Annotated in this window: 17 protein-coding genes and 1 pseudogene; 4 read left to right on the plus strand and 14 right to left on the minus strand. The window is 65.8% G+C overall.

Translation table 11 applies throughout. The annotated features are described in order from the left end of the window. Positions 1–89 precede the first annotated feature (89 nt). The 3 genes from KRR38_RS05805 to KRR38_RS35855 form a co-directional block, all read right to left on the minus strand. The gene (locus KRR38_RS05805; protein WP_217399487.1) at positions 90–1337 is read right to left on the minus strand and encodes a hypothetical protein; all 1248 of its coding nucleotides are present in this window, start codon (positions 1335–1337) and stop codon (positions 90–92) included. 87 nt (positions 1338–1424) lie between these two features. Next, complete coding sequence (locus KRR38_RS05810; RefSeq protein ID WP_217399489.1) at positions 1425–3920, minus strand: ATP-binding protein; 2496 nt, start codon at positions 3918–3920, stop codon at positions 1425–1427. A gap of 399 nt (positions 3921–4319) precedes the next feature. Further along, complete coding sequence (locus KRR38_RS35855) at positions 4320–5024, minus strand: glycine zipper 2TM domain-containing protein (protein ID WP_254514661.1); 705 nt, start codon at positions 5022–5024, stop codon at positions 4320–4322. Positions 5025–5219: 195 nt separating this feature from the next. Here KRR38_RS35855 and KRR38_RS05820 point away from each other — a divergent pair, with 195 nt between their 5' ends. The 3 genes from KRR38_RS05820 to KRR38_RS05830 all read left to right on the plus strand — a co-directional run bounded on the left by KRR38_RS05820 (position 5220) and on the right by KRR38_RS05830 (position 7377). Next, positions 5220–6302 carry a phosphotransferase gene (locus KRR38_RS05820; protein ID WP_217399491.1) on the plus strand — a complete coding sequence of 361 codons (1083 nt, stop codon included), beginning with the start codon at positions 5220–5222 and terminating at the stop codon, positions 6300–6302. Between the two features lie 96 nt (positions 6303–6398). Next, positions 6399–6974, plus strand: coding sequence for an alpha-ketoglutarate-dependent dioxygenase AlkB (locus KRR38_RS05825; RefSeq protein WP_217399493.1), 576 nt, complete (start codon positions 6399–6401; stop codon positions 6972–6974). A 79-nt stretch (positions 6975–7053) separates the two neighbouring features. After that, the gene (locus tag KRR38_RS05830) at positions 7054–7377 is read left to right on the plus strand and encodes a PilZ domain-containing protein (RefSeq protein ID WP_254514662.1); all 324 of its coding nucleotides are present in this window, start codon (positions 7054–7056) and stop codon (positions 7375–7377) included. 38 nt (positions 7378–7415) lie between these two features. Here KRR38_RS05830 and lpdA read toward each other — a convergent pair whose 3' ends face one another. Genes lpdA through KRR38_RS05845 form a run of 3 tightly spaced genes read right to left on the minus strand, consistent with a single transcriptional unit; the run spans position 7416 to position 10587 of the window. Then, positions 7416–8837, minus strand: a complete 1422-nt coding sequence (gene lpdA, locus KRR38_RS05835; RefSeq protein ID WP_217399505.1) for a dihydrolipoyl dehydrogenase — start codon at positions 8835–8837, stop codon at positions 7416–7418. Positions 8838–8841: 4 nt separating this feature from the next. Beyond that, a complete protein-coding gene (locus tag KRR38_RS05840; RefSeq protein ID WP_217399506.1) occupies positions 8842–9180 on the minus strand; it encodes an acyl-CoA thioesterase in 339 nt (112 codons plus the stop codon). 45 nt (positions 9181–9225) lie between these two features. Then, complete coding sequence (locus KRR38_RS05845; RefSeq protein ID WP_217399508.1) at positions 9226–10587, minus strand: pyruvate dehydrogenase complex dihydrolipoamide acetyltransferase; 1362 nt, start codon at positions 10585–10587, stop codon at positions 9226–9228. Positions 10588–10726: 139 nt separating this feature from the next. Between KRR38_RS05845 and KRR38_RS05850 the strand changes: the two genes are divergently transcribed. Continuing rightward, complete coding sequence (locus tag KRR38_RS05850; protein WP_217399510.1) at positions 10727–11179, plus strand: universal stress protein; 453 nt, start codon at positions 10727–10729, stop codon at positions 11177–11179. A 7-nt stretch (positions 11180–11186) separates the two neighbouring features. Here KRR38_RS05850 and rnr read toward each other — a convergent pair whose 3' ends face one another. The 8 genes and pseudogenes from rnr to radA all read right to left on the minus strand — a co-directional run bounded on the left by rnr (position 11187) and on the right by radA (position 20860). Beyond that, positions 11187–13448: a ribonuclease R gene (rnr, locus tag KRR38_RS05855; protein WP_217407132.1), complete on the minus strand. Its 2262-nt coding sequence runs from the start codon at positions 13446–13448 to the stop codon at positions 11187–11189. 66 nt (positions 13449–13514) lie between these two features. Beyond that, a pseudogene (gene proS / locus KRR38_RS05860) lies at positions 13515–15064 on the minus strand (proline--tRNA ligase). Between the two features lie 52 nt (positions 15065–15116). Next, positions 15117–15677, minus strand: a complete 561-nt coding sequence (gene phaR / locus KRR38_RS05865) for a polyhydroxyalkanoate synthesis repressor PhaR (protein ID WP_217399511.1) — start codon at positions 15675–15677, stop codon at positions 15117–15119. Positions 15678–15773: 96 nt separating this feature from the next. Further along, entirely contained in the window at positions 15774–16820 is a 1047-nt protein-coding gene (gene alr / locus KRR38_RS05870; protein WP_309140982.1) for an alanine racemase, read from the minus strand. Further along, the gene (locus KRR38_RS05875; protein ID WP_309140983.1) at positions 16807–18414 is read right to left on the minus strand and encodes an MFS transporter; all 1608 of its coding nucleotides are present in this window, start codon (positions 18412–18414) and stop codon (positions 16807–16809) included. The genes alr and KRR38_RS05875 overlap by 14 nt, the downstream gene beginning before the upstream one ends. An 80-nt stretch (positions 18415–18494) precedes the next feature. Next, positions 18495–18932 (minus strand): iron-sulfur cluster assembly scaffold protein, encoded by a 438-nt coding sequence (locus KRR38_RS05880; RefSeq protein WP_217399515.1) that lies wholly within the window; start codon positions 18930–18932, stop codon positions 18495–18497. Next, the gene (locus KRR38_RS05885; RefSeq protein WP_217399517.1) at positions 18932–19465 is read right to left on the minus strand and encodes a CvpA family protein; all 534 of its coding nucleotides are present in this window, start codon (positions 19463–19465) and stop codon (positions 18932–18934) included. Before KRR38_RS05885 ends, KRR38_RS05880 begins: the two co-directional genes overlap by 1 nt. Before the next feature lie 12 nt (positions 19466–19477). Beyond that, on the minus strand, positions 19478–20860 hold the full coding sequence (radA, locus tag KRR38_RS05890; RefSeq protein WP_217399519.1) for a DNA repair protein RadA: 1383 nt from the start codon (positions 20858–20860) through the stop codon (positions 19478–19480). Between the last annotated feature and the right edge of the window lie 6 nt (positions 20861–20866).

The raw sequence follows: 20866 nt of genomic DNA on the forward strand, positions 1-20866 counted from the left end.
TCTCACAGTTGGCCGATTTCCCGCATCGGCATGGATTTAACGGGAGGCCGGTGGAATCCCTTTGTGGAAAACGCGCAGACGACCGGTTTTCAGGGGAGTAGCCAGGGCTCGGTCCGGACGGCGGCCTTCTTGGCCTTGTCGGTCTCCTCGGCCTCTTCCCTTTCGGGGCCTAGATCGAGCGCGTCACCCGGCTCGCCGGCAGTTCGCGTGATGCCGTCGAGAGCGAAGGCGGAGTCCGAAGAAGCCTCCTCCGGCATGGCCATGTCGAGATCGAGGTCGAGCGCGGTATCCGGTTCGGCTTCGGGCGGAGCGACAGCCATTTCCGAAGCCAGATCGAGGGGCATGTCCGTCCCGGTCTCGGCCTGGAGCGCAGCCATGTCCAATGTGAGGTCGTACTCGATGTAGTCCTCGGCCGCGGCCTGCATGGCTTCCATGTCCGGAGCGAGGCCCTGTGGAGCTTGCGGTCCCGGCTCGAGGGCCGAAGTTTCCGTCACGATTGGCGTGGCTTCGCGTTCGGGCGGCAGGTCGAGTGGGGCGTCCGGCTCGGCTTCAACCGCCATGCTGTCCCAGTCGGCCAGGTCGAGCATCGTTTCAGGCTCGGGTTCGGCCGGCGCGATTTCATCTTGGGCTGCGAGGTGCCAGGCGTCCTCGGGTTCGATGTCGACCGCGGCGGCTTCCATCGTAGGTATCAGGTCGAGCGGTGCCTCCTGCTCGGCCTCCGGTAGCGGTTGGAGTTCGTCGGCCGGCGCTTCCGCCTTGGGATTGCCCGTCGCGGGATCGATCTCCGCGCCGGTCGCTGCGACAGCGGCGAAAGCCTGGGCGACGAGTACGCGCACCTGCCCCGGCAGGCGGTTATAGGCGCGGAAGAGGCTGGCGACAGCGGCCTCATCGGGCGAGACGGTGCGCGCCGAAGGGCCTCCGCGGATCGTCGTCACGGCGGCACGGACCTGAGCTTTCGACAGGCGGTCGCGCTCGGCCAGGTCGAGCAGCATGTCGGCGGCGTTCGGTGACAGCGCGGAGGCCTCGGCATGGTGAGACCAGCTCAGGTGCTCCCGCCGGCGGGAAGGCTCGAAAGCACGACAGACCGAGGCGATGTTTGCCAGGGTCTTGAATTCCTTGCCGAAAAGCCCCCTCGCTGCGAGCCGCGCTCGCTCGCCGTAGCGATGATGCCCGGCCGCCCACCAATCGCCGATCCACCAGTTCAGCTTGCGGGCCCGGTTGGCCAGCTCCGCGCCGATCTCTTCCCACTGCTCGAAAGTCAGCGATTCGGGCAGGCTCAGGCTCGTGCTGGTCGCTTCGGGCAGCGCGTCGGGGTAGGCGGTGACGACCGAATTCATGAGATCAATTGTGCCACAAGCGGATCGGCATGACAATTTCGGACAATTGCGTGGTCTGGGAACTGGCCAACCATATCTGATCCGGGATCATACCGGCCGGTCGAGCGTCTCGCGGACCTTCTCGGCAAGCTGGCGCCGCGAATAGGGTTTCGCGAGCAGCGCCACGCCATCGATCAGGCGTCCGTTCTCCATAAGCATCTCGTTAGAATAGCCCGACGAGAACAGCACGCGCAGCCTGGGCCAGGCTGCGGTCGCCTTTTCGGCGAGCTGGCGGCCGTTCATCCCGCCCGGCATCATTACATCGGTGAACAGGAGCGCTATGTCGCAGCGCTCCTCCAGAATGGCGAGCGCGCGCGGGCCGTCCGCTGCCTCGACGATTTCGTAGCCGAGCCCCCTGAGCTGGATACCGACGTGCTGGCGCACGAGATCGTCGTCCTCGACCAACAGGACGGTTTCGGTGCCGCGCTGCGCTGCACTCTTGGCCGCCGGGTCCGCGACCAGATCCTGCACCTGGCCGGCCGGCAGGTAGAACGAGAAGGTCGCGCCCTTCCCTTCCTCGGTCTCGACCTCGATGTAGCCTTGCGATTGCTTGACGAAGCCATAGACCATGCTGAGGCCGAGCCCGGTGCCGCGGCCCGCTTCCTTGGTCGTGAAGAACGGCTCGAAGATGTGGCGAACAACATCGGCCGGAATGCCTGTCCCGGTGTCGCTGACCCGCACCACGACGAAATCGCCCGATCGCGCGCCCGAATGGCTGCGCACAAAATCATCGTCGAAAGTGGCATTGGCCGTGCTGATCTTGAGGTGGCCGCCATTTGGCATGGCGTCTCGCGCATTGAGACAGAGATTGAGGATCGCCGCCTCGGTCTGGCTGCGATCGGCAAAAGCGAGCCTGAGACCGGGCGTCTTCTCTATCGAGAACTTCAGGTTGGCGCCCAAGGTCCGGCGAATCAGCGCCTCACTGCCCTCGAGCAGTTGATTGACGTCGAAAGCGCGGGGCGAAAGCGGCTGCCGGCGGGCGAAAGCCAGCAGGTGACGGGTCAGTTCGCCGGCGCGCTCTGCGGTGTCGAGAATGAGGTCGGCAAGTTCCCGTTCGTCGGGGTCGTCCAGTTCTTCCGCCAGGGCCTCGCTGCTGCCGATGATCACCGTCAGCAGATTATTGAAATCATGCGCGATTCCACCCGTCAGCTGGCCAACGGCATCGAGCCGCTGGACGACGTAGAGCTGGTCCTGCAGCGCCTTGCGTTCGGTCACGTCCTCGATCATCACCAGAAAGCGCTCGCCGTCGGCCCCGGGCATGGTGATGCGCGTGACCGCCATGTTGACCCACACGCGTAGACCGTCGGCGCGGAGATAGGCCTTCTCCTCCTGGAACTCGGGCGCATCGCCGTTCAGGAAAGGCGCGGCTCGCGCGAGCTCATCGGCAAGAGTCTCAGGCGGGGTGATGTCCATCCAGGTCTTTTCCATCAGTTCCTCGGCCGTCCTGCCGATGATCTCCTGGAACTTGGAGTTGAGGCTGACATAGCGTTGCGTTTCGGCATCCATGAGCGCGATGCCGAGCGGCGCGCGTTCGAAGATGGCGCGGAAGCGCTGTTCGGACTGGCGCAGTATCTCCTGGTTCATGCGGATGGCGGCCTCGCTGTCGGCCAGCTGGGTTGCGCGCCGTTCGGCCGAAGCAAGGGCTGCGGCGAGTGCGGTGTCGGTCGCCTTCTGTTGTGCACGCGCGACTGCGACGGGCAGGCTGATCAGGATTGCAGCGTCGAAGAACAGCGCGAGATAGATGCCTACGGCGTCGGGGGGATAACCTGCATTCATCAGCCTCGTGGCAATGCCGGGGGTCGAAACCGACAGGAGCGCGCCGAGGACGTTGTTCAGCAGGGAACCGATGCCCGCGCCGAACAGGCCATACCGCCAGGCGAGCATCATCAGCGGCGGCATGACCAGATAAATGATGTCGAACGCGAGCGGACCATAAATCGCCACGCCGAGTGCCGCGACGATGCCGAGCAGGCCAAAGCCCAGCGCATCGAAACGAACCAACGCCTCCGCCCGGGCGCTGGTGATCGCCAGCAACGGCAGCGACAATACGAACAGTCCGAGCGTGCACGAGATGAACCAGAACGGCATGGAGTCCGGCAGCAGGTCGGGGCCGGCCCCGAGGATCGAGCCCAGCCATAGCGCCATGCATTTCAGCGCAGTCGCCGGCAGGCTGAGCGCGCAAAGCCAGCCCAGCTGGCGGCCCTGAAGAAGGTCGAAATAGGGGCCGAACCGGGCGCGCAGCACTCCCGCGAGAAAGAGATATTGTGCGACGTTGCTGACGCTGAAGAGGACGTTGATGACGAGGTGGCCCGGGCGGAAGACTACCGTTGCGGCCAGATTGCCGAGAAAGGCGCAGCAGATCAGGAGCGGCCAATGGTCCCGAGGCGTGCGGAGCAGCACAGCCAGGGCTATGCCGTTGGCGAGCCAGAATCCGATGGAGCGATCGATCCGCAGGTAGGCCAGGCAGATATTCACGGCGAGGTACATCGTCAGCCCCAGTCCAAGGGCCGATGCGACCCGGATGGCTGCCGCCTTATCAATCATGACGTGTGGCCCGCATGGAGCACCCGGGATATCTCCTGGTTAGGACAAGCGAGAAGTTTTCGGCAGGTTCGGTTTGCCGATATGCCCGACAGCGGGGTTTTCGATGCCGTTGCAGCGGTGATGCGGGTTCGACCGGTAAAGCGGGAGCGGGCCGAATTGGGAATCCGCAACGATCACGCGGCCGGTCCACTCAATGGGTAGATCGGGCTCGGGGACTCGCTTTCGGCCGAAAATCGTGGCCGCGCTACCATTCCGCCCTCCCTCTTCGATAGCGGGATTGAACGTGATGCTGGTCGCTTGGTCAACAGGGAAATCCGCCGATTTCAGTGGGGAGCATGCGAAAAGGCCGGCGCGCGAGCGCCGGCCTTCATTCGTAAGCCAGTGAGGCCCGCGGCCTCGTCAGCGGCAGCGGATATCGTCGTTGCTGCTGCTGCGGTCGATCGATCGGCCCAGCAGCGCACCGAGCGCGCCGCCGATCAGCGTGCCGCCGACGCGGTTGCTGCCGCCGTCGATGACATTGCCGAGCACGCCGCCGCCGATCGCGCCGACGATCAGGCCGGTCGTACCGTCGTTGCGCTTGCAGTAATAGCGCCCGTCCGAACCGCGATAGACCTCGTCCTGATCGGTCAGGCGTCGTTCGGTGTAGCGCGGATCGTCGCGGTAATAACGCGAGGCGTCATAGTTCGTGGTAAAGCGGCTGCTGTCGTTGCCGTCGCGGCGCTGCCAGCGAATCTGTCGGCTGAGTTCATCCATCCGCGCCTGCAGGTTGTCGCGCCGTGCCGGCGTCATATAGCCGCGGCGAGCGTCGCTGCGGATCTGGGCGAGCCGCCGGTTGAGATCGCGCTGTTCGCTGCGGCTGAGCGAGCCGTCCTGCGCGCCGCGGTCGATACGCTGCTGGAGGAATTCGACGCGCTGGCGCAGGTCGGTCGGCGCGCCGTTCCAGAAGGCTTGCTGATCCCAACCCTGATTCGGATATCGGCCTTGGTTGGGATACTGGCTCTGGTTCGGATACTGGCCTTGCCAGCTCGGCTGCGCCAAAGCAGGCGTCGCGCTCAGCACCGTGAGCGCGACAAGACATGCGATTTTCTTTCCTGGCCCTGACATCTTTGCTCTCCTGTGATCAATTATGCGCAAAACAACGCTCGGTCTCAGGGTTTGTTGCATCCGTTGAATCCCTGAGGCGCGCGGGGTCCGGTAAGCCCCTGCCCTACGAGAACGGGCGCGGTACATGTTCCAATCATTGGCTTGGCCGGCGGGGGCTCAAGACCATAGGATCACAGGCAAACCAAAGGAGAGGCCATGTCCGCGCCGAGCTATTTTCCCCTGCCCGTCACGGTCGAGGGCGTGACCGCCGAATGGCTGACCCAGGCGCTGCGGCAGCGGTCACCGGGGGTCACCATTAACGCTTTGGAAGTGGTGGACACTATTTTCACTACTTGCTCGAAGATCCGCCTGCGGCTCGACCGGGACGCGGCGGCAGTGGCTGCCGGGATTCCCGAGCTGGTCATCGTCAAGGGCGGCTTCGAGGAGCACGCGCGCAATCTCGATCACATGCATTTGCGCGAAGTGCGGGGCTATCGCGACGTCTATCCCGAAGTGCCCCTGCCTCACCCCGCGACCTTCTTCGCCGATTTCGATCCCGAGGCCCGCCAGGGCATCATCATCATGGAGGACCTCGTAGCAAAGGGCGTCGAGTGGTGCCACGCGACCCGGCCGCAAAGCCACGAGCAGGTCGCCCGCCGGCTCGGCGATCTTGCCACGTTCCATGCCAGGACCTGGGACAGCCCGGCAATCAAGCCTGGCGGCAAATGGGCAGACCTGGTCGACTTTTTCGAAGTCATGCAGGGCTTCTTCGACGACAAGGCTTCGGAGAAGAACTGGGCGCGGTTTCTCGGGCTGCCTCGGGGCGTGGCCGTATCGAAACGCTTCCAGGACCGGCAATGGATGCACGATGCCTGGGCCAAGGTGATAGCCTATGGCCAGACCCTGCCCTACTGCGTGCTCCACGGCGACATCCACCTCGGCAATCTCTACATCGATACCGATGGCACGCCGGGTTTCCTCGATACCCTGGCTAGCCGGGGGCCGGCGATGCTCGAGGTGTCCTACCATATCTCGGCGGCAGTCGACGTCGCCGAACGCCCGCGCTGGGAAGGCTCGCTGGTCCAGCACTATCTCGACTGCCTCGCGGCGAACGGCACGACCCCGCCGAGCTTCGACGAGGCGATGCACCAGTACGGCGTGTTCCTGGTCTATGCCCACTTCATCTGGATGACGACCGAATCGAAATATCAGCCGGAGACAGTGAATACCGCCAACGCTGCGCGCGTCAGCCAGGCGATGCTCGATCACGACACCGTCGGGCTGGTCGCGGCGCTGTGAATTCGTACGCCCGAACGTAAATTCCATTGGTTGAAGTGCGCTTGCGCAGAATCGGTCGCGGGCGCACATTCTCGGCATAAGAATGGAGAGCGAACGATGCCGCCGATCGCGATGCCACCGGGACTGAAGCTGGCGCAGGACGTAATGACGCCCGCCGAGGAGACGGAACTCATAGCGCTGATCGAGGGGTCCGGCCTCGCCTACACCCCTTACGACAAGGGCAACACGCGTAGCAGCACCTCCTATGGCTGGAAGTACGACTACGCGAACGACAGCTTCGTTCCCTGCAAGCCGATCCCCGAGGGGTTTCGCACGATCGCGGAACGAGCCGCTGCCGCCGCCGGCCTTTCCTGCGACGACTTCGCGGAGTGCCTGCTCAACCGCTACGAGCCTGGAGCGGTAATCCAGCCGCATCTCGACAAGCCGGTTTGGGAGCACGTGGTCGGCATCTCGCTCGGCGTGCCGACGACCATGGTCTTCCGCGAGCCTGCGAGCGGCGAGGAGCGGCCGGTCGAACTGTCGCCGCGCTCGCTCTACGTGCTGGCCGACGACGCGCGATATGTCTGGCAACACAGCCTGCCGCCGATGCAGGGCACGCGCTATTCGATCACCTTCCGCACTTTCTCCGCCGAAGGCCTGCGCCGGCTGGAAGCGTGTCCGGCGGAAATTTGATCAGAAACCGTCGGTTAGCCTGCGCGCTAACGGCTTTGAAACTTCGCGCGTCTATTCAGGGGCTTCCAGGAGGATGCCTTTGACCCACCAGCCCAAGTCAAACGAGCTCGGCTGCACGCGCGGCTTCAGCGAACGCGCCGAGATCGCGCTAGTGTGCGAAGTGCGCCAGGGCATGAACCCCTGGCGGATGGCGCGGCTGGCCGACATGTCGCCCGCCGGATTCCAAATTGCACTGCTGCCGGGCGCGAGGCGCGAGGTGCCGCTCAAGATCCGCATCCCCGGGCTCGCCATGCTCACCGCGCATATCCGCTGGCAGCGCGAAAACGTCGTTGGCTGCGAGTTCGCCGAGCCGCTGCACGTCGCGGTGTTCGATCACATCGTTCGGCAGGCCACGGGCGCCTAGCCGGAAGCGCCTCCCCCGCCGGGAGAGGCGCCAGCGCATCACATATGGATGACGCGGCCGAAAGCGGCGAGCGTCGATTCGTGCATCATCTCGCTCAGCGTCGGGTGCGGGAACACGGTCTGGATGAGCTCGGCCTCGGTGGTTTCGAGCGTCTTGCCGACGACGAAACCCTGGATCAGCTCGGTCACTTCGGCGCCAATCATGTGCGCGCCGAGCAGTTCGCCGGTCTTGGCATCGAACACGGTCTTGATGAAACCCTCGGCCTCGCCCAGCGCAATCGCCTTGCCGTTGCCGATGAAGGGGAAGTTGCCGACCTTCACCTCGTAGCCGGCTTCCTTGGCCTTGGCCTCGGTCAGGCCGACGCTGGCGATCTGCGGATGGCAGTAGGTGCAGCCCGGGATGTTGCGGCGGTCGAGCGCGTGCGGGTGGACTTCGGCGTTGCCCAGTTCCTGCGCGATTGCCTCGGCAGCGGCGACGCCCTCGTGGCTCGCCTTGTGCGCCAGCCAGGGGCCGGCAGTGACGTCGCCGATCGCCCAGACGCCTTTGACGTTGGTCCGGCCGTATTCGTCGGTCTTGATGTTGAAGCGATCGTCGGGTTCGACGCCGATGTCCTCGAGGCCGATGTTCTCGATGTTCGGAACGATGCCCACCGCAGCGATGACGTGGCTGAAGGTGTCCTCGATGATCGTGCCGTCCTTGGCCTTGATCTTGACCGCGACGCCGCTGTCGTTCGCGACGATGTCCTCGAGCTTGGCCGAGGTCATGATCTTCATGCCCTGCTTCTTGAGCGCCTTTTCGAGGAAGGTGGAGACGTCGGCGTCCTCGACGGGCACGACGCGGTCCATCATCTCGATCACGGTCACGTCGGCGCCGATGTCATTATAGAAGCTGGCGAACTCGATGCCGATCGCGCCCGAGCCGATGACGAGCAGCTTCGTCGGCATCTCGGGCGGGGTCATCGCATGGCGATAGGTCCAGATGCGCTTGCCGTCGGCCTTGCCCGTGCGCTTGGGCAGCTCACGTGCGCGGGCGCCGGTGGCGATGATGATATGCTTGGCGTTGAGCTCGGTCGTCTTGCCATCAGCCTCGACCGCGAGCTTGCCGGCACCGGTCAGCTTGCCCGTGCCCATGTGCACGTCGATCTTGTTCTTCTTCATCAGCCCGGTCACACCCTTGTTGAGCTGGGCCGCGACCCCGCGCGAGCGCTTGACGATGGCGTCGAGGTCGGCGCTGATGTTCTCCGCGACCAGGCCATAGTCCTTGGCGTGCTTCATGTTGTGGAACACCTCGGCCGAGCGCAGCAGCGCCTTGGTCGGGATACAGCCCCAGTTGAGGCAGATGCCGCCGAGCAGTTCGCGCTCGACGATCGCCGTCTTGAGCCCCAGCTGCGCCGCGCGGATCGCGGCGACATAGCCGCCGGGACCCGAACCGAGGACGATCACGTCATATGCGTCTGCCACTTGCCTAGTTCTCCTGCTTGATGGGACGCGGCGCTCCCGCCTCATCCACCGCGACGAAAGTGAAAACCGCTTCCGTCACCTTGATCTCAGTTTCTTCAAAACGATGCCGCCGCCAGGCCTCGACATTGATCGCCATGGACGTGCGTCCGACTTTGACCAGCGTACCGTAAACCGAAACTTCGTCGCCGATTTTGACCGGCGCGTGAAACTGCATGCCGTCCATCGCCACCGTCACCGCACGCCCATGCGAATATCGTGCGGCGATGAGCCCGGCGCCACTATCCATAAGGCTCATCAGCCAGCCGCCGAAGATATCGCCGTAGGCATTGGCGTCTGCCGGCATGGCCGAGACGCGGATGACGGGTTCGCTGGTTGGGCCGCCAGCCACTTAGGCCAGCATACCCAGCGGCTTCTCGACGAAGTCCTTGAACGCCGCCATCAGTCGCGCACCGTCAGCGCCGTCCACCGCGCGGTGGTCGAAAGAGCCGGTGGCTGACATGACCGTCGCCACGCCGAGTGCACCGTCGATCACATAGGGCCGCTGCTCGCCCGCGCCGATCGCGAGGATCGTCGACTGCGGCGGGTTGATCACCGCGGTGAACTGCTTGATCCCCATCATGCCCATGTTCGAGATCGAGGCGGTGCCGCCCTGGTACTCGCTCGGCAGCAGCTTGCCCGACTTGGCGCGCTCGGCGAGATCCTTGGTGGCATTGGCGATAGAGGACAGGCTGCGGCCGTCGGCGTCCTGGACGATCGGGGTGATCAGGCCGCCCGGGATCGAGACCGCGACCGAGATGTCGGCGCGGCTGTACTTGATCAGCTCGTTGCCGGCGAAAGTCACGTTGCACTCGGGCACCGCGACCAGCGCCTTGCCCAGCGCCTTGATCAGCATGTCGTTGACCGACAGCTTGACGCCCTGGGCCTTGAGCGCGTCGTTGAGTTCGGCGCGCAGGGCCATCAGCTTGTCGAGCCGGATGTCGACCGTGAGATAGATGTGCGGCGCCTGCTGCATCGATTCCGTGAGGCGCTTGGCGATCGTCTTGCGCATGCCCGAGAGCTTCTCGACGGAATGCGGGATGCGGTCGTCGAGCAGCTTGCGCGTTTCGGGGGCCATGTCCACCGAGGCGGGCTTTTCGGTCGCTGCCGGGGCCGCACTAGCCGTCGGGGCGGGAGCAGGCGCGGCCGCAGCCGGTTCTGCCTGGTCGTTGGCCGGCTTCGCGGTGCCAGCCTTGGCGCCTTCGATGTCGGCCTTGACGATGCGGCCATGCGGACCGCTGCCGGTCACGGCGGAAAGATCGACGCCCTTTTCGGCGGCGAGGCGCTTGGCGAGTGGCGATGCTAGGATACGTCCCTCCTGGTCTTTGAGTGCTATGGGGGATGCTGCAGGTGCCGCTTGCGCAGCGGGAGCGGGTGTCGATGCGGGTGCCGGCTCAGGCTTGGCTTCGGCAGTGGCGGCAGGCGCCGGCGTCTCGGCTTTCGCCTTCGGTGCTGGCGGAGCGGCGCCTTCATCCTCGCCGGTCAGCGTGGCGATGACCGTGCCCACCTTCACGCCGTCGGTACCTTCGGCCACGGCGATCGAGGCGATCTTGCCTTCGTCCACCGCTTCGAATTCCATCGTCGCCTTGTCGGTCTCGATCTCGGCCAGGATATCGCCCGAACGGACTTCGTCGCCCTCCTTGACCAGCCACTTGGCGAGCTTGCCGACTTCCATCGTCGGCGAGAGCGCGGGCATCTTGATCTCGATGGGCATGATGCTGGGGGTCCTCGGCGTTGCCTGCTTGTCCTTGCCCTGTCCTTGGCCAAATTGGCCGGGTTGAGCAAGAACCTTGGGGCAAGAACCTTGCGTAGATCGCGATTGTGACAGATATCGCATCGACGGGGGAACGGCGATGCGCGTCTATCTGGTGGTGATCGACGAGAGCGAGGAAGCGCTGACCGCGCTGCACTTTGCAGCGCGACGCGCGGCAAAGACCGACGGGACGGTCCACCTGCTCGCCGTCGTCGCGCCGCAGCCGTTCAATGCTTTCGCCGGCGTCCAGGCTACGATCGAGGAAGAAGCCCGTTCACGCGCCGAGGCGCTGGCGACCTCGGCGGCGGGCAGCCTGCTGTCCGAAAGCGGCCGCATGCCGGTGATCTCGGTGATCCAGGGCGAAGCCGAGAAAGTCGTGCGCGACTATCTGGCCGAGCATCCGGAAGTTTCGGCGCTGGTGCTCGGCGCGGCCAAGGACGGCGGCCCCGGTCCGCTGGTGCAGCACTTCACCGGGCACCTGTCGCACCTGCATTGCCCGCTGTTCGTGATTCCGGGGGCGTTGAGCGCCGAGGATATCGAGCGGGTGAGCTAGCGCCGCGCTACTTCCGTTTGCCCCTGCCCTGGTGGCGAATATTCCCCGGCCTGCCCCGTTGTCCCACCAGATGCGCGCCCTTGCGCTTCAGCGGCATCGGCTTGCCGCGCTGCTCGATCCGCGCGCCGGCGCCGTGCTCCGGCTCGAACTTGAGAGCGCCGGTCAGCGGGTTGGCCTCGGCCAGCTTCAGCCGCAGCCGGTCGCCGATCGCATAGCGCGTTCCGCTCTGCTCGCCTTCGAGCACGTGGCTCTTCTCGTCGAAGTTGAAACGTTCGGCGCCGAGCGTCGAGACCGGCACCAGCCCGTCGCCGCCCAGCCCGATGATCGTGGCAAAGAAGCCGAACTTCTGCACGCCGGTGATCCGCGTCTCGAACACCTCGCCGACGCGGGCCGAGAGCCAGGCGGCGACGTAGCGGTCGATCGTCTCGCGCTCCGCCGACATGGCGCGGCGCTCGGCATCGCTGATCGCCTCACTGACCTTGGCAAGATCGGCACGGTCGCGCTCGGAAAGACCGGAGCCGGGCGGTAGCGATCCCTTGGGTGCCGGCTGCTCTAGGCCAAAGGAGTCGACCAAGGCGCGGTGGACCAGCAAGTCGGCATAGCGGCGGATCGGCGAAGTGAAATGGGCGTAGCTGCCCAGCGCGAGGCCGAAGTGGCCGACGTTGCGCGGGCCGTAGTAGGCCTGCGTCTGACTGCGCAGCACGGCCTCCATGATCAACGCCTTCTCGGCCTCGTCGGCGATGTCCTTGAGCAGGCGGTTGAACAGGCCCGGCGTGATAACCTGGCCGAGCGCCAGCTTCTTGTCGAAGGTCGAGAGGTAATCCTTGAGAGCGACCAGCTTCTCGCGGCTCGGCGGCTCGTGCAGGCGATAGACCACCGGCGCCACCTTGCTTTCGAGCGCCTTGGCCGCGGCGACGTTGGCGGCGATCATGAAATCCTCGACGACGCGGTGCGCATCGAGGCTCTCGCGCAACCGGATCTCGGCGATGCGGCCTTTCTCGTCGAGCATGACGCGGCGCTCGGGCAGTTCCAGTGCGAGCGGATCGCGCTGGTCGCGGGCCTTGGCCAGCGCACGCCAGGCGGCCCAGAGGTTCTGGAGGCTCTCGTTCGCTTCGCCCGCATCGATACGTGCCTGGGCATCCTCGTAGGCAATGACTTCCGCAATGCGGACGATGGCGCGGGTGAAGCGCCATTGAGTGACGTTGCCCTTGGCGTCGATCGTCAGGTGGCAGGCTATCGCCGCCCGGTCCTCGCCCGCGCGCAGCGAGCAGACGTCGGCCGAGAGCACTTCGGGCAGCATCGGCACGACACGGTCGGGGAAATAGACCGAGTTGCCGCGCTTGCGTGCTTCACGGTCGAGTGCGCCCCCAGGGCGGACGTAGAATGAGACGTCGGCGATGGCGACGAGAGCGCGGAAGCCACCCTCCCCGTCCGGTTCAGCCCAGATCGCATCGTCATGATCGCGTGCGTCGCTGGGGTCGATCGCGACGATCGGCAGGTGTCGCAGGTCCTCGCGCTTGGTTTCGGACAGTGGCAGCTTGGCGGCCGCCTGGGCTTCGCTCAGCACCTCCTCAACGAAGACGTTGGGGATGCCGTGCTTGTGGATCGCGATCAGGCTGAAGGCCCGCGGCGCCAGCGGATCGCCGAGCACTTCGGTGACCCGGACGCCCGAGCGCGGTGACTTGCCCGCGGGTTCGGCGAGCACCAGCTGTCCCTTCTCCGCTCCCCCTAGATCCGAGATCGGCGAGCTGTTGCGCAGCCGCTTGTCGACCGGTGCGAGCCAGGGCTTCCCCGCTCCGTCGAACTCGACCACGCCGAGCAGCTGGTCGGCCATGGCCGGCAGCTTCTTCATTGGATGGGCGCGCCAGCCCGAGCCGACTTCCTCGGTCCGCGCGAGCACGCGGTCGCCCTTGCGCAGCGCCGAACCCCTGCCCTTTTCGATCAGCCGCAGCCGCGGCGGCACCGTGGCGTCGTCGGGTTGCCAGGTGTCGGGGATGGCGATCGCCTCGCCGTCTTCGATGTCGACCACGCGCAGCACGGTGACGCGCGGCACGCCGCCCATGCGGTGGAAGGCGGTGCGCTTGCCGTCGATCAGGCCCTCGTCGGCCATGTCCTTGAGCAGCGCCTTGAGCTGGATCTTCTCCTGCCCATGAAGCTTGAACGCGCGGGCGATCTCACGCTTGCCGGCGGGTTCGGCCGACTGCGCGATGAAATCGAGGATCTGCTGGCGGCTGGGCAGACCTGCGGGAAGCTGGGGTTTGGCGGGCATCGACCGCATGTGGCGCTTTGCGGCGGGCAAAGCAACTGCTCCCCCGCGCAGGCGGGGGAGCAGAACTCAGTACGCCCGGGCGACGTAGATCCGCTGGACGGCCGGCTTGCCGGTAAAGATGCAGGTGCCCGAAACGGGCTCGCCATCCATTGGCGTGTTGCGGATGGTCAGCTTCAGCGCCTTGAGCTTGGTCACGACCTGTTCGAGCTCGTCGCCGGTCGGCTTCGACCAGTCGAGCTCGACCCAGCCGGGGAAGCGCTGGTCGTCGGCATAGACCTTGGCGAGCGCTTCCATAGATCGACGCCGCGGACGATCTGGGCGTCGCGGCGCAGCTTGGCCTCGGCGTAGAGTGCCTGCTGGATGTTGGCGAGTTCGCCGGCCGCATTGGCCAGGAATTCATCCTTGGCCTGGCCGACGAAGTTGGGCTTGGCGTCGTCGCGCCACAGCTTGTCGCGGCGCAGTACCGAGACCTGGCCGCCGGCGGCATCGCGGCCGCCGATCTCGAGGATGATGGGCACGCCCTTCTTGACCCAGGCCCAGCGCTTCTGCGTTGCCTTGCCGGGGCGCTTGTCGAGCAGCACGCGCAGCGGTTCGCCGAGCGCGGTCTGCTTCGCCAGCGCCTTGCGTAGGTCCTCGCAGTAGGCGAGCAGCGCTTCGTCCTCGTCGGTATCGCGCAGCATCGGCAGGATGACGACCTGCTGCGGCGCGACCTGCGGCGGCACGCGCAAGCCGTCGTCGTCGCCGTGGGTCATGATCAGTCCGCCGATCATGCGCGTCGAGACGCCCCAACTCGTGGTGTGGCAGTGGGCCTGCTGGCCTTCCTTGTTCTGGTACTGGATACCCATCGACTGCGCGAAGCCGGTGCCGAGGTAGTGCGAGGTACCCGCCTGGAGCGCCTTGCCGTCCTGCATCATCGCTTCGATCGAATAGGTCGCGACGGCGCCGGGGAAGCGCTCGTTCTCGGGCTTTTCACCGGCGATCACCGGCATGGCGAGCGGTCCTTCGGCGAAGGCGCGGTACATTTCGAGCGCGCGCAGAGTCTCTTCCATCGCGTCGTCGCGGTCGGCGTGGGCGGTATGGCCCTCCTGCCAGAGGAATTCGCTGGTGCGCAGGAACATCCGCGTGCGCATTTCCCAGCGCACGACGTTGGCCCACTGGTTGGTCAGCAGCGGCAGGTCGCGCCACGACTGGACCCAGCGCGCCATGGCAGCGCCGATCACCGTCTCCGAAGTCGGGCGGACGATCAGCGGCTCTTCGAGCTTGGCCTCGGGGTCGGGCACGAGGCCGCCCTTGCCGTCGCCGATCAGCCGGTGGTGCGTGACGACCGCCATTTCCTTGGCGAAGCCGTCGACGTGCTCGGCCTCCTTGGCGAAGTAGCTCAGCGGGATGAACAGCGGGAAATAGCAGTTCTCGACGCCCGCCGCCTTGATCTCGGCGTCCATCAGCTTCTGGATGCGTTCCCAGATGCCGTAGCCCCAGGGCTTGATTACCATGCAGCCGCGCACGCCGCTCTCCTCGGCCATGTCGGCTTCGGATATGACCTCCTGGTACCACTGGGCGAAATCACCTTCGCGGGTGACGGATAGGGCGTGCTTGATCTTGGCGGGCTGATTCATGAGGGCGCTGTTAGCGCCATCGCCTGCCGGACGGAAGGCTTAGCGCCCTGCTTTATCGTCCGAGCGAATCCAGCTTCTTCTGCATCTCGGCCATCTGTTCGCGCAGCGCGGCGAGTTCGTCACGGCTCTCGGCGGTCGGCGCGGCCGCGGTTTCAGGCTTGGTCGCGCCGGGCATGAAGGCCGTGGCCGCGGCCTTGAACATCGCCATGTTCTGCTCGGCCAGGCGGGCCAGCGGATTGTTGCCCAGGCTGTCCTCGAAGGCCTTGTGCAGCTTGACCTGGTTGTTGCGGAAATTGTCCATCGAGGCTTCGAGGTAGTGCGGGATCAGCGACTGCATCGAATTGCCGTACATTGAAATCAGCTGGCGCAGGAAGCTGACGGGCAGCATCTGCTCGCCCGAGCTTTCCTCTTCCATGATGATCTGGGTCAGGATTTGGTGAGTGATGTCGGCGCCGGACTTGGCATCGAGCACTTTGTAGTCGACGTTTTCGCGCGTCATCTTGGCCAGGTGATCGAGCGTGATGTAGCTGGAGGACCGGGTATTGTAGAGCCGCCGATTGGCGTATTTCTTGATGATGACGGTATCGCCGGACTTCTCTGCGCCTTCAGCCATTGCCTGATCCCATTATGTCTCTGCGCGATGTTAGCATTTGCAGCAACCGCAATGCAACATATCTTGCTGCGCAGCAAAGTCCTGACTTGGGAAGAGTCAGCGGCCGAAACGCTGGCCTAGAAGGGTGAACAGCTCGTACTGTGAAAGGCCGCTCGCTGTTGCGGCTTCGACCGGCGCATATTCAGCCTCGACCCAGTCGCCGTCCTTGAGGTCGGGCGCGGTGGAAAGGTCGATGATCGTCATGTCCATCGACACCCGGCCGAGCACCGGCAGGCGGCGTCCCTGCGACAGCATTGCGCCTTTGCTCGACCAGCAGCGCAGGTAGCCGTCGGCATAACCCAGCGCGATCGTGCCGACGCGCATCGGGCCGCTGGCGGTGAAGGTCGCATTGTAGCCGAGGCTGTCGCCGGCCTGGACATTCCGCACCTGCAGTATGGCGGCCATCGGTCGTGCTACCTGCCGGATTGTGCTGGAGAACTCGCACCGCTGGATACCGCCGTAGAGCGCCAGGCCGGGCCGCGTCAGATCGTTGTGATAGGCGCTGCCGAGCGCGATCCCGGCGCTGTTGGCCAAGCTGGATCGGCGGTGCGGTACCGCGCGCTTCACGTCCTCGAAGCGGGTCCACTGCAGTTCGTTGAGCGGCACGTCCTCGTCGGCGGAAGCGAGGTGCGACATCAGCACGTCGACTTCGAGCTGCCCGATCGCCTCGTCGCCGACCTCAGCCATCGGCAGGCCCAGGCGGTTGATGCCGGTATCGACCATCAGGTCGCAGGCGCCGCCTCCTGCCTCGAGCCAGAGCCGCGCCTGGATCGGCGAATTGATCACCGGCTTGACACCCATCGCCTTGGCATAGGCGGCATCGGCAGTGGTCAGCGGGCCATGCAGCACCGAGATCGCGCCGGTAGGCACGTGTTCGGCCACGGCGGCAACCTCGCTCCAGTGCGCGACGAAGAAATTGCCGCAGCCAGCATCGCGCAGCACCGGCACGACCGCGGGCACGCCGAGGCCATAGCCGTTGGCCTTGACCGCGGCGCCCGCCACGGCACCGCCCGACATGGCGTCGAGCGTCCGCCAGTTGCCGGCCAGCGCGTCGCGGTCGATGTCGAGGCGGAGCGCCGCCGGTGGTGGCTCAGGCGTCGTCACTGAACTCGCGAGGCTTTCCGCCCTTGAGGCCCCAGATTGCCACGAGTAGCCCGAAGGCGACCACCACCCAAGTGTACCAGAGGCCGGCATAGGCGTCGCCCGTGCGCGCGTTGATATAGCTGGCGATCAGCGGCAGGAAGCCGCCGAGATAGCCCGCGCCGATGTGATAGGGGATCGACATCGAGCTGTAGCGGATCTGCGGCGGGAACATTTCGGTCAGCAGAGCCGCGACGCTGCCGTAGGTCAGCGCCGACAGTAGACCGAGCGCAGCGAGCAGCGCGCCGATGCCGAACTGCGCGGCGAGGCTGGGCTTCTGGACCGAGAAGTCGAAACCATGCGCGGTCAGTGCAGCTTCGAGCCCGGCCTTGCGCGCCTTGCCGTCGGCCAGCCAGGCCGGGTCGATCGCGATCGGGTTGCCGCCGACCGTGACCGCCAGCTCCGACTGTTGCTGCACCGTATAGGGAACACCGCTGCCGGTCAGTGTCTCGAGAACCTTGCCGCAGTCGCTTTGCTTGCGGCCCGACAGGTCGGCGAAGGGATCGGTGCTGCAGGCTGTGCCGGCCACGACGACCGGCGCGGCCGCGGCGCTCGCCTTGAGACCCGGGTTTGCCAGCGCGCCAAGGCCCCAGAACAGCGGGAACAGCAGCACCAGCGTCGCCGCCGCCCCGATGATGATCGGCAGCTTGCGCCCGACCGTGTCCGACCACTTGCCGACCCAGATGTAGAACACCATCGAGACCATCGCGGCGAGACCGATGATGACTTCCGTCGTGATCGTATCCATGCGCATCGGCCCCTTGAGGAACGACAGCGCCGAGAAGAAGGCGGTGTACCAGATCGTCGTCAGCACGCCGGTCACGCCGAACAGCGCGACGAAGATGCGCTTCTTGTTGCCCGGATAGGTGAAGCTCTCGACGAAGGGGTTCTTGGCGGTCATCCCCGCCGCTTTCATCGCCATGAACACCGGGCTCTCGGACAGCTTCAGCCGCATCCACAGCGAGACCACCAGCAGCGCGATGCTGAGGATGAAAGGCAGCCGCCATCCCCAGCTGGCGAAGACCGCGTCGGGAATGGCCACCTGGCAAACCAGCACGACCAGAACGGAGAGGACGAAACCGCCTACAACGCTCGCCTGGATGTAGCTGGAGAAATAGCCGCGTCGATTGGGCTCGGCATGCTCGGAAACGTAGATCGCCGCGCCGCCATATTCGCCGCCGAGCGCCAGTCCCTGCAGGATGCGCAGCAGGATGACGATGGCCGGCGCCCAGAGGCCGATCGAGTCAGCCGAAGGGATGAATCCCACGCCCGCCGTAGCGATGCCCATCAGGGTGACGGTGACGAGGAAGGTATACTTGCGGCCGAGTTGGTCGCCCAGATATCCGAACAGGATCGCGCCGAGCGGGCGGAATCCAAAGCCAACCGCGAAGCCGGCCCAGACGAGCAGGATCTGCAGCGTCGGATTGTCGCCGGGGAAGAAGGCCTTGCCGATGAACCCGGCCAGCGTGCCGTAGATGAAGAAGTCGTACCATTCGAAGATCGTGCCCGCCGACGAGGCGGCGATCACCAGGCGAATGTCGGACGCGGTGGGCTCCACATCGGCACCCCGGCCCGGTTCCAGCGTGGCTGCAGTTCCCCCCCGACATCGCGTTCTCCGTCTAACCCTCTCGGCGTCCTCTAGCGAGGCATGTCGCCCGTGGGAAGCAGGGAGGATCGGGCGGCCTGCCAGGCAAGGCGGATCGCACCGTGGCGGGCAGGATAGTCGCGCGCGGCGCTGATTGCATCGAGCCCGGGCCAGTCGGGCAAGTCGCCCTCGCCCGCAAGCCAGACGGCAATGGCTTCGTCGGCGGCGCGGATATCGTCGGCGCTGCGGCCGATCGCGGCCCGCGCAAAGATCGCGGCGGCGGCCTGGCCGATGGCGCAGGCTTGCGAGCGCAGCCCGATCCGGTCGATCCGCCCTGCGGCGTCGAGGCCGAGGCCCAGCGCAATCGTGCTGCCACAGCTTTTCGAGCGCGCTTCGCCCTGAAGCGGCAGTGCCGGGTCCCAGGCGAATTCGGCCAAGCCCGTCGCCAGCGCCAGGACGTCCGGTGTGTAGAGCGTGGCCGCACCCGCCATCAGGTCTTCCCGGCGTCTTCCTTGGCTGCGGCTTCGACGGCGGCGCGGCGGCGTTCGCCGATCATCTTGACCAGCGCCTCGCTGCTGGCGTTGACGAAACGGTAGGTTCGCGCCTGGGTTATCCAGTCGGGCCGGCCACCCGGGCCCCAGACCGTGTCATAGCCGAGCACCAGCACCGAGAAGGCCAGCACGACGATGATGAGGCCCTTCACTCCCCCGAAGCCGAAACCGAGCACGCGGTCAATCGGACCGAGCAGCGAGTTGCGACTCTTCGAGCCCAGCCAGTTGGCTACCAGCTTGACCACGGCATAGGGCACCAGCAGCAGCAATGCGAAGGACAGCACGGCGGAGCCGGATTCGGTGCCGACGGTCGGCGTCAACGCCGCGCTCAGCGGCATGTGCAGCGTGTGAATGGCAATCAGTGCGAAGATCCAGGCTGCCAGCGCAAGCATTTCCTGCACGAAGCCGCGCAAGAATCCGGTGACGGCGCCCATCCCGACCAGCAGCAGTACAGCGATATCGAAACCCGTCATGCCGCGTGGAAACTATGCGTCGGACAAAATTCGGTCAATGACATTCGGGAGCAGGGCGATTTCGGCATAACGCATCTCGGTCTCGCGGGTTTCAGCGCCGTTCAGCGCGCCGCCGGGAGGGCCGAAGGCGCGGTTGAAACCCAGCTTGGCCGCCTCGCGCTGTCGGATGCCTGAATGGGCGACGGGTCGGATCTCTCCGGCGAGCGAGATTTCACCGAACCAGACGGCGCTGTCGGGCAAGGGCCGGTCGCCCAGCGCCGAGACGAGCGCGGCGGCAACCGCGAGATCGGCGCCCGGATCGGACAGACGATAGCCACCAGCGACGTTGAGGTAGACTTCGGCCGAGGAGAAATTGAGCCCGCACCGCGCTTCCAGAACCGCGAGCAGCATGGCCAGCCGCCCACTGTCCCAGCCGACCACCGCACGGCGCGGCGTTGCCCCGCTCTGCAGGCGGACGATCAGCGCCTGGATTTCGACCAGCACTGGCCGCGTTCCTTCCATCGCCGGGAACACTGCGCTGCCGGGCACCGGGTTCTCGCGGCCCGAGAGGAACAGCATCGAGGGATTGCCGACTTCCTCCAGCCCTTGCCCGGCCATGGCGAAGACGCCGATCTCGTCGACGGGGCCGAAGCGGTTCTTGATCGAGCGCAGGATACGGTATTGATGGCTGCGCTCGCCCTCGAAGCTCATCACGACGTCGACCATGTGCTCGAGCACGCGCGGGCCGGCGATGCTGCCGTCCTTGGTGACATGGCCGACGAGGACCAGCGCGGTACCGTTCTCCTTGGCGTAGCGGATCAACTCGAAGGCGCAGCCGCGTACCTGGCTGACGGTGCCGGGGGCGCCTTCGATCTGGTCCGAATGCATCGTCTGGATCGAATCGATCACCAGCAGTGCCGGCGGTGCCATCGTCCCGAGCGTCGTCAGGATATCGCGCACCGAAGTCGCCGCGGCGAGCTGGACCGGTGCCTGGGCGAGCCCCATGCGTTCCGCGCGCATCCGCACCTGGCCGGCAGCTTCCTCGCCGCTGATATAGACGACCTGCCCTCCGGCCAGCGCGATCTTCGCCGCGGCCTGCATCAGCAGCGTCGACTTGCCGATCCCGGGATCACCGCCCATCAGGATCGCCGATCCCGGCACCAGACCTCCGCCCAGTGCGCGGTCGAATTCGGCGAGGCCCGTGGCACGCCGCTTGAGCTCCTGGCCCGGCGCGTCGAGCGGTTCGAAGGCGATCGGCCGCCCGCCCGAAGAGAGATTGTGCTTGGCCGAGAACACGGTCTCGGGCGCGTCCTCGCTCAGCGTGTTCCACTCGCCGCAGTCGGCACATTGTCCCTGCCAGCGGAACGAGACGCTGCCGCAGGCCTGGCAGATATAGCGGCGCTTGGGTTTAGCCATGGGCGC

Source organism: Novosphingobium sp. G106 (assembly GCF_019075875.1).
In the GTDB taxonomy this organism is placed as follows: domain Bacteria; phylum Pseudomonadota; class Alphaproteobacteria; order Sphingomonadales; family Sphingomonadaceae; genus Novosphingobium.